The sequence below is a fragment of the Bradyrhizobium sp. 2TAF36 genome, from assembly GCF_052114925.1.
GTDB classification, from domain to species: Bacteria; Pseudomonadota; Alphaproteobacteria; order Rhizobiales; family Xanthobacteraceae; genus Bradyrhizobium; species Bradyrhizobium barranii.
Window position 1 is genome coordinate 1 of sequence record NZ_JBFRFR010000089.1, and the last position, 13,222, is coordinate 13,222.

Annotated in this window: 9 protein-coding genes; 8 read left to right on the top strand and 1 reads right to left on the bottom strand. The window is 61.5% G+C overall.

The window, feature by feature from the left end; translation table 11 throughout:
• Nucleotides 1–255: hypothetical protein (locus tag AB4Z51_RS37165; protein ID WP_441499124.1), on the bottom strand; the 255-nt coding region annotated here is incomplete at its 3' end.
• A 297-nt stretch (nucleotides 256–552) separates the two neighbouring features.
• On the opposite strand from AB4Z51_RS37165, the gene AB4Z51_RS37170 reads away from it, so the two are divergent.
• The 8 genes from AB4Z51_RS37170 to corA all read left to right on the top strand — a co-directional run bounded on the left by AB4Z51_RS37170 (nucleotide 553) and on the right by corA (nucleotide 12,329).
• A complete protein-coding gene (locus AB4Z51_RS37170; RefSeq protein ID WP_441499103.1) occupies nucleotides 553–2,175 on the top strand; it encodes an outer membrane beta-barrel protein in 1,623 nt (540 codons plus the stop codon).
• Between the two features lie 65 nt (nucleotides 2,176–2,240).
• Nucleotides 2,241–2,966: an outer membrane protein gene (locus tag AB4Z51_RS37175; protein ID WP_071915194.1), complete on the top strand. Its 726-nt coding sequence runs from the start codon at nucleotides 2,241–2,243 to the stop codon at nucleotides 2,964–2,966.
• Between the two features lie 557 nt (nucleotides 2,967–3,523).
• Nucleotides 3,524–4,714 carry an efflux RND transporter periplasmic adaptor subunit gene (locus AB4Z51_RS37180; protein WP_441499104.1) on the top strand — a complete coding sequence of 397 codons (1,191 nt, stop codon included), beginning with the start codon at nucleotides 3,524–3,526 and terminating at the stop codon, nucleotides 4,712–4,714.
• Between the two features lie 20 nt (nucleotides 4,715–4,734).
• Complete coding sequence (locus AB4Z51_RS37185; protein WP_441499105.1) at nucleotides 4,735–7,893, top strand: efflux RND transporter permease subunit; 3,159 nt, start codon at nucleotides 4,735–4,737, stop codon at nucleotides 7,891–7,893.
• Nucleotides 7,894–7,976: 83 nt separating this feature from the next.
• A complete protein-coding gene (locus AB4Z51_RS37190) occupies nucleotides 7,977–9,311 on the top strand; it encodes a TolC family outer membrane protein (RefSeq protein ID WP_094184388.1) in 1,335 nt (444 codons plus the stop codon).
• Between the two features lie 26 nt (nucleotides 9,312–9,337).
• On the top strand, nucleotides 9,338–9,595 hold the full coding sequence (locus AB4Z51_RS37195) for a hypothetical protein (RefSeq protein ID WP_085404141.1): 258 nt from the start codon (nucleotides 9,338–9,340) through the stop codon (nucleotides 9,593–9,595).
• 805 nt (nucleotides 9,596–10,400) lie between these two features.
• Nucleotides 10,401–11,261: a DUF4118 domain-containing protein gene (locus AB4Z51_RS37200; protein WP_244623267.1), complete on the top strand. Its 861-nt coding sequence runs from the start codon at nucleotides 10,401–10,403 to the stop codon at nucleotides 11,259–11,261.
• Between the two features lie 102 nt (nucleotides 11,262–11,363).
• Nucleotides 11,364–12,329 (top strand): magnesium/cobalt transporter CorA, encoded by a 966-nt coding sequence (gene corA / locus AB4Z51_RS37205; protein ID WP_085404139.1) that lies wholly within the window; start codon nucleotides 11,364–11,366, stop codon nucleotides 12,327–12,329.
• The last annotated feature ends 893 nt before the right edge of the window (nucleotides 12,330–13,222 follow it).

The window sequence follows — 13,222 nt, forward strand, 5'->3', positions numbered from 1 at the left end:
ATCAACGGGCCTCCGCCCCAGCCAACCATGCCCGCCGTACGTCACGCCATCGTCGATCTCATCCTTCGGCCGCCGTCTCAGCAGTGCCCATATTGCCGAAAGCAAATCCTTGAAAAACAGGGGCGCAAACACATTCTGCCAAAGTAGTGTTAGCGAGTCCAGGCATATATCTTCGATCGACAATCTGGCGCACATACGTAGCAAAATAATAGCTGTGGCAAGCAAACGGCGCTTGGTTGCGAGTAAGTCGAGCACAGCGCGTCGCGCACTATGACGAAAATGACACAGCGCGAAGTGAACGTTTGCGCTGCATCATCGTTCTAACGGCAAAAGACCACTTTTTCGCTGACGATTTGAGCAAACGCGGTGAGCATCTGATGCTTACGAATGCAAATGATGCCCGCGAGGCGTCTCGCGCTATTTTATTTTAACGAACGCGCGCCGGAAACCGCATCGCTTTTTTTTGCCTGCCTCACGAAAGATTGCACCTGAAGCTTAACCAAACCGAAAGAGCGCCTGGAAGGCGTCGGTCCAACAGCTTGGGGCAATATGATGAGAAACTATCTTTTGGCGGGCGTATCGCTGGTCGCGATGGGGATTGGTGGCGCTGCCAATGCCGCGGACACGCTTCCGCCTGTGGGGAAGACGTTCTGCGATCCCTACAAGAACTATGCGTGCATGGATTCCTATCTGGGGCAGGACTTCATGACCCGCTTCATCAACTACTATCGGCTCGAATGGGGCCATGAGGCCGCGCCGTCCGATCCGAAGGCGGCGGCGTCGCGCCGCGACGGATGGCCTGCGACACCGCAGAGCATTCCGCCGATGCCGTTCACCGAATGGCCCTATGGCGGTGCGACCGCAATCGGCGTCACGCGTCCGAACTCGGTCGACAGCCCACTGATGAACGCGATGAGCAACACGGCCGTCGGGCAGTGGATGAACGATGCGCACATTCAGGTCTATGGCTGGGTCAACGCCGGCGGCAACCTCAGCAACAACACCGTCCGCGGCGGCAATTCGCCGGCGGCATACGACTACAATCCGAACACGGTTCAGCTCGATCAGGCCRTGGTCTATATCGAGCGACTGCCCGACACAGTCCAGAAGGACCACATCGACTGGGGCTTCCGCATCGCGCCGATCTATGGCGAGAACTATCGCTACACCACGGCTTACGGCTTGTGGAGCAATCAGCTCCTCCAGCAGAACAGGAACTACGGCTATGACATGCCGATGGCCTATGGCGAGGTCTTCATTCCCTATCTGGCCGACGGCCTTCTGCTGAGGTTCGGCCGCTACATCTCGATCCCGGACATCGAGGCGCAGCTCGCGCCGAACAACTACATGTATACGCATTCGATGACGTATACGTTCGACAACTATACGAACACCGGCATCAATGCCTCGCTCGCGCTGAACAAGAACTGGATGATCCAGGGAGGCTTCTCGGTCGGCACCGAAGCGATGCCCTGGCATGTCGGCGCCAAGATCGCCAATGCGAATCCAAATCCGCTGTTCCCGGACAGCACCATGCTGAAAGATCCCGGCGCGCAGCCGACCTTCAGTGCGGCCGTTCGTTATGTGACCGACAGCGGCAATGACGGCGTCTACGTGATCGCCAACGGCATCAACAACGGCACCTGGGGCTATAACAATCTCCAGTGGTACGGGCTGACTTACTACCACAAGTTCAACGATCAGTGGCACATCTCGTTCGAGACCTATAACGAGCACCAGAACAACGTGCTCAACCTCGACAATCCGGCCTCGGTCGCGCTCGTGGCCAGCGGTACACCGTTCTCGCTCGACGTCATGCCCTGGAACGCACCGTTCGGCGCGCATTGCGGCAACGCAACTCAATTGTCGTGCACGGCGTCGGTCCAGACCTTCCTGACCTACGTGAACTACAGCCCGACGAAGATGGACAACATCTCCTATCGTCTCGAGTGGTTCGACGACAAGCAGGGACAGCGTACCGGCGTGAAGACGCGCTACGTCGAGACCGGGATCGGCTGGCAGCACTGGTTCTCGCCGCAGATCGAGATCCGGCCCGAAGTGTCGGTGTATCACGCGCTGGACGCGCCGGCGTTCAACGGTAACGCCAACTTCGGCATTCCCCCGAACAAGAAGACGGCCGTCATCGGCTCGGCGGACATCATCATCCACTTCTGATTCTGCGGACGGGTGGCGCCGCGAGCGCCACCCGCTTCGGAAGAGACATTCGACAGGGGCTAACAATGAAAAAGATTCTTCTCACAACGGTTGCATTGGGCGCATTGACAGCGATGTCGCCGGCGTTTGGCGCCGATCTGCCGATCTACGGCAAGGCTCCGCCAGTCGCCGCGCCGGCCTATGACTGGTCCGGCTTCTACGTCGGCGTCTTCGGCGGCTGGGGGCTCGGCAATCACAACGTGAACAACGCCACCGGACCGGTGGGCTTCGCCAACTTCACGGCGAACTACGAATCGACGGGCGGCTTCGGCGGCGGCGAGATCGGCGCCAACTGGCAGAGCGGCAACATCGTCGTCGGTATCGAAGCAGACGGCTTCGGCGCTGACATCAAGGGCAACGACAATTTCGCACTCGGCTGGAACGACGCGACAAAGCTGGGCTGGGGTGCCACGCTGCGGGGGCGCGGCGGCATCGCGGTCGACCGCTTGTTGCTGTTCTTCACGGGCGGTTGGGCTTATGGCGAGCTGACGCACACCAACACCAATCCCGGCGTCGGCGTGGACACGTTCAAGGCCACACGGAGCGGCCTGACCGCCGGCGGTGGCATCGCCTATGCGTTCACCAACAACCTGATCGGAAAGTTCGAGTATCGCTATTTCGACTACGGCACGTTCCATCGCGATGCGCCGACCAACGGTGTGCTGCCGTACACGGTGGCGAACACCTATTCGACCGTGATGGTTGGGCTCGACTTCAAGTTCGGCGGCAACGCGGTGGTCGCGAAGTATTGACGCCGGGAGGCAGGGGGACTGCATGATCGCCTCGAGACGAAGACTGAAAGTTGCGGCGATGATCGCTCTCGTTGGGCTTGGCGCTTGCCTTGCCGGATGCGTGAGCGATCTCGGCGCCACTGCAACAGATGGGCCGGGTACTCACCAGATGCGCTACTACGGCGGGCCCAAAGATCCGATGTGGCCGAGCCAATGAGATCGATCGGCACGGCGTGCCCTGTGAGCGGACGCGCCGTGCGGATCGTGATCTCCGTTGCCGCGAGCGTGATGTTGACGGGGCGTGCTGTCAGTTCTGTGCAAGCGAACCATGCTACGCGCTGCCGACGCCATGACAGCCTGGGAGCATCACGGCGGATCGCTGACGGCATGTCCGGCAATCACGGTCCGATGCGGTACGACCGCGGGTCGAGATCGCCGATGTGGCGCGGCCGCGTTCAGAATTGAGCCCCGTTTGGGCGAGTAAGCCAAGGCCTCGCAGGAGGCACGGGAGTGCATGAGTCAATGCGCACGTTTGCATCATGAACGCCGGTTCGAGCCTTAGCCGGAAAAGAATCGTTATGCTTGCGGCTGCGGCGATCGCGCTTGCCATTGCGGCCGTCGGCGCGACGCGGTTGCTCGCGTCACATGGAAAATCCACGGAGATGTCGAGCCAGGCCAAGGTAAAGCCACCGCGCTACGTTCCGACCGCATCTGAGCTGGCAACGCTCTCGATTGCGCCGGTGACGGAGCGGGTGTTTCGTGCGGAGCACGTCACGGAGGGCAAGATCGCCGTCAACGAAGACAGCTCCACGCCGATTTTCTCGCCCTATGCGGGCCGTGTCGTGAAACTTCTGGTGAAGCCCAGCGATGTCGTCGAACGCGGGCAGCCGCTGTTCGTGGTCGAAGCCACCGACACCGTGCAGGGCCTGAACGATTTCGTGACGGCGCTCGGCAGCCTCAATACCGCGCGCTCCAAGCTCAACCTCGCGCAAATCGTCGAGAAGCGCGCCAACGACCTCTATGCCGGCAAAGCGGTGCCTCTCAAGGACTGGCAGCAGGCGCAGGCCGATCTCATCACAGCGCAGAATGACATGCGCTCGGCGGAGACCGCGCTCGAGGCGGCGCATAATCGGCTGCGCATCCTGGGGCGGTCCGAGGATCAGATCACCAAATTCCAGGAGACGCGCCAGATCAGCGCCGAGACGCCGATCACTTCGCCAATCGGCGGCACGGTCGTGCAGCGCAAGATCGGTCCCGGCCAGTTCATCAGCAGCAGCGCCAGCGATCCGGTGTTCGTGATCGGTGACCTCTCGACGGTCTGGCTCACGGCCTTCGTGCGCGAGAGCGAGGCTGCGGACATCGCCATCGGACAGGATATCGCCTTTACGGTGCTGGCGCTTCCCGGTCGCGAGTTCAAGGCGCGTGTGGATTACGTCGCCGCCGCGATCGATCCGTCGACGCGGCGTCTCATGGTCCGCGCCACCATCGACAACAGGGACGGATCGCTCAAGCCGGAAATGTTCGCCAACGTTACCGTCTATGCCGGCGAAATCCGTCCCTCGGTCGGCGTGCCGAAGCAGGCTCTAATCTTCGAGGGCGATCGTGTCCGGGTCTGGGTTTCGCGCGACGACGGTTCCGTCGAGCTGCGCGAAATCCAGATCGGGTTGACCAATGGCGACCTCGTTGAGGCGCGCGGCAACCTGAAGGCCGGTGAAAAGATCGTCACACGCGGAAGCCTGTTCATCGACCGTGCCGCTTCCGGCAGCTAACGTAAGGCAAGCCGGTTCACATGGAACGTCTCGTCGCCTTCGCAGTCAGTCGCCGCTTCCTCATGGTCGGCCTGTTCGCCGCCATGCTGGTCGGCGGCCTGATCGCGTTTCAGCAGCTCAACATCGAAGCGTATCCCGATCCGACGCCGCCGATGGTCGACATCGTGACGCAAAGTCCGGGGCTGTCGGCCGAGGAGATCGAGCGCTACATCACGATCCCGCTGGAGACTCAGGTCGCCGGCATCAAGAACATGAAGGTGATCCGGACAATCTCGTTGTACGGCTTGTCCGACGTCAAGCTGCAGTTCTCCTTCGACTACACCTACGAGCAGGCCCTCCAGCAGGTTCTGAACCGCCTCTCGCAATTGCCGCCGTTGCCGAACAATGCGCAGCCGCAGATCTCGCCGCTGAGCCCGATCGGCGAGAGTTACCGCTACCGGCTGGTGGGGCCGCCCAACTACTCCGTGCTCGATCTGAAGACATTGCAGGATTGGGTCCTGCAACGGCGCTTCCGCACCGTCCCGGGCGTGATCGATGTAACTGGCTGGGGTGGCAAGACCAAAACCTACGAGGTTGAGGCTGATTTCAACAAGCTCGTGGCGAACGGCTTGACGCTCCCGCAACTTCAACAGGCCATCAACAACGCCAACGTCAACGTTGGCGGCAACACCGTCAATATCGGCCCGCAATCCGCCGTCGTTCGCGGCGTCGGCCTGATCCGTTCGATCCACGCGCTCGAAAATACGATGGTGGCGTCCAATGGCGGCACGCCGGTGCTGGTCCGCGACGTCGCAACCGTCACCGTCGGCGAGCAACCGCGGCTCGGCATCGCCGGCCAGGATCAGGACGACGACATCGTTCAGGGCATCGTCCTGATGCGCCGCGGAGAGCAGAGCTCGCCGACCATTTCGCGCGTCGAAGAGCTCGTCGCCAGCATCAACAATTCGTCGATCCTGCCCCCTGGCGTGCGCATCGAGCGCATCTATGACCGCAAAGACCTGATCCAGACCACGACCCACACCGTGCTGGAGAACATGGTGGTCGGAATCGGCCTGATCGTGCTGTTGCAGTGGATCTTCCTCGGGGACCTGCGCAGTGCGATGATCGTCGGCGCAACGATTCCGTTTGCATTGTTTTTCGCGGTCACCATTCTCGTGCTGCGAGGCGAATCCGCCAATCTGCTATCGGTCGGGGCGATCGATTTCGGGCTGATCGTGGATGCGACCGTGATCATGGTGGAGGCGATCTTCCGGCGCCTGTCGCATACCGAGCGGCTGACGCCGGGCGAGCGGGCGACGATCTCGTCGCGCACCGTCATGGACATGAAGCATCATGCCATCCTGACGGCTGGCTCCGACGTGTCGCGCTCGATCTTCTTCGCCGCAGCCATCATAATCGCGGCCTTTTTGCCGCTGTTCACCTTGAGCGGCGTCGAAGGCAATATTTTTGGTCCGATGGCACGGACTTATGCTTATGCCCTTGCAGGCGGCCTGCTTGCAACCTTCACGGTCACGCCGGCGCTGAGCGCCATTATCCTTCCGGCCCATGTCGAGGAGACCGAGACGTTTCTGATGCGTTGGGTGCATCGGCTCTATATGCCAGTGCTGGCGCGATCGCTCGCACATCGCCGCGTCGTGCTGGCGGGCGGCGCCGTCCTGGTCCTGATCACGGTCGTCGCCGTGCGATTGCTCGGGCTCGAGTTTCTGCCCAAGCTGGAGGAGGGCAATCTCTGGATCCGCGCAACCTTGCCGCCGACCATCTCGCTCCAGGAGGGTAACTCCTACGTCAACCAGATGCGCAAGGTGATCGCTGCCCGGCCAGAGGTCGAGTCGGTGGTATCGCAACATGGCCGGCCAGACGACGGTACCGACGCCGCCGGCTTCTTCAACGCAGAATTCTTTGCGCCGCTCAAGCCCGCCAAGGAATGGCCTGAGGGCGAGGACAAGGACGCGCTGACCGCCATGCTGCTGGGGCAGCTTCAGGAAAAGTTTCCGGGCGTCGAGTTCAACTTCTCGCAATATCTCCAGGACAATGTCTCGGAGGCCGTGTCGGGCGTGAAGGGCGAAAACTCGATCAAGCTGTATGGCAGTGACCTCCAGGCGTTGACGGACACCGCAAACAAGATCAAGGCGCAGCTCGCCACCGTTCAGGGGATCACTGACCTTGCGGTCTTCACCTCGCTCGGCCAACCGACCATCCAGATCGATGTCGACCGTGCCCGCGCCGCGCGGTACGGGCTGTCGCCGGGCGATATCAATGCGACGATCAAGACCGCGATCGGTGGCGACAGCGCCGGGGACCTCTACGAGCCGGGCTCCGACCGGCATTTCCCGATCATCGTCCGCCTTGCACCACAGTTCCGAAAGAGCGCCGAGGCAATCCAGAATTTGCGAATTGGGGCGCAGGGGCCGAACGGCGTCACGCAGGTGCCGCTGAGCGAAGTCGCGACAGTCAAGGTCCTGTCCGGCGCCGCCTATATCTATCGTGAGCAGCAGGAACGCTATCTGCCGATCAAATTCTCGGTGCGCGAGCGCGATCTCGGCAGCGCCATCCAGGAGGCGCAGGAGAAGGTCGCGGCCAACGTGCAATTGCCGGCGGGCTCGCATCTCGAATGGGTCGGCGAATTCGGCAATTTACAGGATGCGATCCGGCGGCTGTCGATCGTGGTGCCGATCAGCCTCGCGCTGATCGCCATGCTGATCTGGTTCAATTTCGGCTCGATCATCGACACCGTCCTGACCATGAGTGTGATCCCGATGGCCGTGCTCGGCGGCATCCTGGGCCTGCTCGTGACCGGCATTCCCTTCAGCGTCTCGGCGGCAATCGGCTTCATTGCACTGTTCGGCATCTCGGTGATGGACGGAATCATCATCCTGTCCCAGTACAACGCGCTGATCGACGAGGGTATGGAACGCGGTGCCGCGATCCTCCGCACCGGCGAGCTTCAGCTTCGTCCGGTGCTGATGACCTGCGTGGTCGCGGGCATTGGGCTCTTGCCCGCGGCGCTCTCCAGCGGCATCGGCTCGCAGGTGCAGAAGCCGCTTGCGGTCGTGGTTGTCGCCGGAATGATGCTGGCGCCGATCGTCATTCTGGTCACGCTGCCAGCACTGATCTCGATGTTCTCGCGGCGGACCCGGCCGGGCCTGGCGGCGCAGCCTCAGTTGGCGCCGGCAGAATGAGGTGGGGCGTGCGTAACAAGATCGTCAGGGGGGCTGTGCGAGCGTCCGGCCGGACACTGGTACTTTTCCTTGCCGGGGCGGCGATGACGGTTTGCGTGCCATCGCGCGCGGAAACGCTGTCCGAGGCGTTGGTCCGGGCCTATCAGTCGAGCCCGCAGCTCAACGCCGATCGTGCCCGGCAGCGCGGCACGGACGAGAACGTGCCGCAGGCGCTCGCCGGCTACCGGCCGCAGGTGGTCGCGAGCCTCAGCGCGGGTTTGCAGGCGGTCAGGAATACGCTGCCCGACAATACGATCCAGGGCGCGACGCTGCGTCCGTGGACGATTGGCGTGACCGTCAGCCAGGTTCTGTTCAACGGCTTCAAGACCGCCAACAGCGTGCGCGTCGCCGAGTATCAGGTTCTGTCGGGGCGCGAGGCGCTGCGTAACACCGGGCAGGGCGTGCTGCTCGACGCCGTCACGGCCTATATGAACGTATTGGCCAATCAGGCCCTGGTTGAGGCGCAGCGCACCAACGTCGCAGTGCTGCGTGAGATCCAGGCGACGACGAAGAAGCGTCTCGATGCGGGCGATGTGACGCCGACCGATACGGCCCAGGCCGAGGCGCGCCTCAGTCGGGGCCTTGCCGATCTCAATGCCGCTGAGGTGACGCTTGCCATCAGCAAAGCGACCTACGTCCAGGTGATCGGCGGGCCGCCCGGTCAGTTGACGCCGGCCACGCCGGTCGATCGGTTATCGCCAGTGACGATGCCGGCATCGATCGAGACCGCCAATCACGAGCATCCGGCGGTGCTCGGTGCGGGCTACGATGTCGACGTCGCGCAGACCACGATCGAGGTCGCAGAAGGCAGTCTGCTCCCGACGGTTGCCGTACAGGCGAACGCCAGCCGCTCCAAGGATTCGGATTCCACGCTGAGCACGTTTGCGACCAATCAGGCCTCGATCCTCGGCCAGATCAACGTACCAATCTATGACGGCGGTACCGCGGCCTCCCAGACGCGCCAGGCCAAGGAACTCGCCTCGCAAAGCCGTCTGGTGCTTGAGCAGGTCAGGAGCCAGTCGCGGACGGCGGTTGTCGGCGCGTGGGTGTCCAATGAGGGCACCAAGGTCGCACTGACAGCGGCCGAGTCGGAGGCGAAGGCGGCAGACGTCGCATTGCAGGGCGTCCGCCGCGAGGCGGCCGGTGGCCAGCGCACCACGATCGACGTGCTCAACGCCCAGCAGGACCTCACCGCGGCCCGTTCGCGTCAGATCCAGGCGCAGCGCGACCGGGTGATCGCTTCCTACACGCTGCTCAGCGCCGTCGGCCGGCTGGATGTCCGCACGCTCAATCTCGATACGCCGGATTATCTGCCGGAGGCCCACTATCACCAGGTGCGCGACGCTTGGCACGGCGTACGCACACCATCCGGACAATAGGCGTTCGCGCCGCAGGAGGAATGAGCATGATCGGCGGAAGGCGCGCACTCCCGGCTCTCGTTGTTGCCGTCGCGGCCGTGCTGGCCTCCACTTTCGTAGCCAACGCACAGGGTTTTGGCCGAGGCCGCGGCAACTCAGGTCCGCCCGTCGAAAGCCGGCCAAAGGTCGACGAGAAGGCTTACAAGGCCGCGCTGGACAGGATTCCGGTGCCTGACGAGAAGTACGATCCCTGGGGTGGCGCCCGCGCCACTGATGCGGCAAAGGCGTCCAAGAAGAAGAACTAGCGCACCGCCGGCCGACGACCGTTCGCCAGCATTGCGACGACCGTCATGGCCGCCAAATGTCTGCCGTTGCTCGCGACGGCGACTGATGAACTTCGGTTCTCGGGCAGTCGTGCCCACTATGCGGCGCCTATATGAGCGGACGCCGGGCTATCTCGATTTCCTATCCGATCACCCACATCATGCTTCCATGCGATATCCGTTCGTGGAGGCCAGGGTGCCTAGGCGGCGATCACATCGCAGCCGGTTTGCCCTCGAGGATCGAACCAATTCATTCCGGATTGACCGCGATCTCACTCCCAAGAGTGCGAACCAAGAGTGCGAACGCGGGTATCGGCGGCGTCTGGCTTCGGGGGCAATATGGCAAGGGAATCGTTCGCTAGGCTGATGCTCCTCACTTATCGCGCCCTTGAGGTGCTGATGACGTTCCTGTTCCCGGCCTGGTACGGACCGTCCGCCAGATACCGGCCGGAAAATCATTACATGCGCGGCCCAGGGCCGAAATGGCGTGCGAAATATCTGGCCGAGTCTGTCTCTCCCCCCACGCGGTCGATCACCTCTTCGCGTCCTCGACAGGAATGATCGCGCGCTCATGGCTGACCCGCGGCGCTGCCTCAGCCAGCCGGAAGATCAAATACCTGACAGTCCGGGCGACGGCGCGCTTCGCGCGACGTTGAATTTGCCTTTGATGCGGCTCACATGTGGATGGAGTTGTTGTATGCTCGGTTAGCTATCAGCGCCGCAAGCACACGCTGACGGGCTTGCTTTTCGGCCGACGTGTGTCGCCTGCCAGGCGGGAGTTCAAGTGGTGACGGATGTTGAATCGAAGCTGCCGCAGGACATCGCGCCGGCGCCTGATGCCGAGCCCCTTCTGGGTCCGGTAGCATCGGAACTGGCGCGCTACGTTGCTTCAATCGCCATGACCGCCGCCGCGACGGTCGTCGCTGTCGGTATTGACAGCAGCGTCACTATCCCCAACCTGTCGCTTATTTTCGTGCTTCCAGTGATCATCGCAGGGGTGAGTCTCGGCCTCGGTCCGTCACTCTGTTCGGCGATATCAGGTGCTCTGGCATTCAATTTCTTCCTGACCGAGCCACGCTACTCATTGGCGGTCGATGACCCCGCGAACATCTGGGCGATTGGACTGCTGTTCGTGGTCGGGGTCATCGTGAGTGCAGTTGCCTTCACCTCCCGGCAGAGGGCGACCGAAGCGAGGCTGTCAAGAAGGCGCGCGACCTTGCTGCAAGGCTATTGCCGTGATGTCGTCGCGGCCGACAATACGAAGGCGATCGTCTCGGTTACGTCCCGGGCACTGGCAACGCTCTTCCAGGTTCCCGTCATCGTGATGCTCGTTACGGAGGGCAGGGTGGTTTCCCTCGAGCAAGTCGGAGACGTGGAGCCGCAGGAGGCCGAGTTGGAGGCGGCACGATCGTCCCTGGCGACTGGAACTGTCATACGCAGTGGCATCTATCCCAATCTGGCCTCCCGCTTTGATTTCTGGCCCGTGGAGACCGACGAAGGCCGGAATGCCGTGGTTGGACTCGCATTCGACCCTGATGAACGCCCTTCCTCACCGGATGCGCAGATCGACGTCGTCGTGCGCATCCTAGCCTTGGTGCTTGACCGTCAACATGCGCGGGTCAAACGCGATGCCCGACCGTCAGATTGAATCCGAACCATCCCGCGCTCCAAGCCTGCAACAAAATGAAGGCAGGCGATTTAAGGTAACGGGGTGGTGCACACCGCTCGACAGGTTTGGAGGAAGCTCGTTGTGAGCGTCGTAGCAGCCCATTTGTATCGTCATGGCAAGAAGGCAAAAGCCGTTTCATTGGACGAGCCTATCGATTGCAAGGGCAAATCCGAGTTTGTCTGGATCGGGTTATTCGAGCCTCCGGAACGAGAGCTTGAACAGCTCGAGAAGAACTATGGGCTTCATCCTCTTGCGATTGAAGATGCGCTGAAAGCGAACCAATTGCCGAAGGTCGACGTTTATGGCGACCAGCTGTTCGTGATGACGCGCACCGCCCATCTCGAGCACGACCGCATCGCCTATGGTGAAACCGCAATTTTCGTCGGGAAGAATTTCATCATCACGGTTCGCCATGGCTCGGCGCGCGCGCATAGCAATCTCCGCGCCCAGCTCGAAGCAGCCCCCAGCCTGCTGGGCTATGGCCCCGACTACGTTCTCCATGCCATCCTCGACTTTATCGTCGACGGCTATCTTCCGGTGGTCGAGACGATCGAGGAACGCGTTCTCACCATGGAGCAAAGCGCTCTCGACAGCTTTCTTAGCCGCGCGGACGTCAAGCGGCTCTTCGGGCTTCGCCAAGAACTGATCCGCTTCCAGCGAATTATCGGCCCGATGACGGAGGTCTGCGGCCGGCTCGTTCACCTCGAGACGCCGTGTCTTGACGCCAACGCTCGGCCTTATTTTCAAGACGTCCTGGACCATGTGCGGCGCGTCGAAGCGATGGTGAACTCCCTGCGAGATGTTCTGACTTCGGTTTTTGAGGTGAGCAATCTGTTGGAGCAGCAGCGTCAGGGCGTGATCACGCGGCAGTTGGCCGCCTGGGCCGCCATACTGGCCGTACCGACCGCGATTGCCGGAATTTACGGCATGAACTTTGAAAACATGCCCGAGCTGAAGACGCAATACGGCTACTTTGTCGTCGTTGGCATTATCGTCGTATTGTGCGGTGTGCTTTACCTGCGTTTCAAGCGCGCTCGATGGCTCTGACGCTAGTGGCTCGTCGCATTTGCCGAGTTGGGCCATTTCATAGATCGCACCGCGGCAAAGCTCAGTTGTGGAAATTCGGAGAGCTCGGGACTCGTAGACATCTGCCACCAACACAAGATCGCCGTGAGTGCTGCGTACCACCTCTTCCCACTTGTGATCTCCCGCAAAACGTGCCGGCCAAATGTCGACCCGGTTTGCGCGAATTCGCTTTCAATGTGACCCGCGCAAAGGGCGAGCGCTGCGCGAGTGACGTGTACATGGGGTTTTCGTGTGCGTGGTGAGAATCCGAAGGCCAGATTTTCGCTTCCAATTCGGACATAGATGAGCCTAGAAGGAGCAATCTGCGAAAGCCGCGTCGTGCCAAATTTCTCAGTCGATCCAGTCACATGCGGGGTCGATCCTAGATAAAATAGTTCAATAAAATGAATGACTTGCGTTGGAAATTTTCTACGGCTCCCATGATGGATTGGAGCGAGAGTTCAAGCGTTTCAATTGGTTAGGAGGCGGCGTGTGCACGACGTGTGCACCGGGAGATCAAGAAAAAGCTTGCGAGAGCCAATGTGAGCAGAAGCTCAGAAGTGGGGGCAGGGCGCGTGAACTTGGCGGATGTGCGCGACAAAAGACTCGCCAGGGCGCGGGAGCTACGGGTGCGGGGACGAGCGAACGCTGTTGTCGGCGACGAAAAGCGTCGCCTCTTTTGTCCAGCTCTGCTGGTCCAACTTCAAAACGATCAAAGCAGACCTCGAGCGTCCGTTCGCCGCAGAGCCCGAGCATTGTTCTCTCGGCGGGTTTCGCGGGCTCGTCAATTCAATGTGGGAAATCTGCGTCGAACTGGTCCGGTCGCGAGCGATTAGCATTGTGCGAACTCCGTATCGCCGATCTGGCGCACTACA

Bases quoted from the DNA above. Each gene is read 5' to 3' on its own strand.
- AB4Z51_RS37195 (WP_085404141.1), top strand. From the start codon at position 9,338: ATGATCGGCGGAAGGCGCGCACTCCCGGCTCTCGTTGTTGCCGTCGCG.
- AB4Z51_RS37185 (WP_441499105.1), top strand. From the start codon at position 4,735: ATGGAACGTCTCGTCGCCTTCGCAGTCAGTCGCCGCTTCCTCATGGTC.
- AB4Z51_RS37180 (WP_441499104.1), top strand. From the start codon at position 3,524: ATGCTTGCGGCTGCGGCGATCGCGCTTGCCATTGCGGCCGTCGGCGCG.
- AB4Z51_RS37175 (WP_071915194.1), top strand. From the start codon at position 2,241: ATGAAAAAGATTCTTCTCACAACGGTTGCATTGGGCGCATTGACAGCG.
- AB4Z51_RS37190 (WP_094184388.1), top strand. From the start codon at position 7,977: ATGACGGTTTGCGTGCCATCGCGCGCGGAAACGCTGTCCGAGGCGTTG.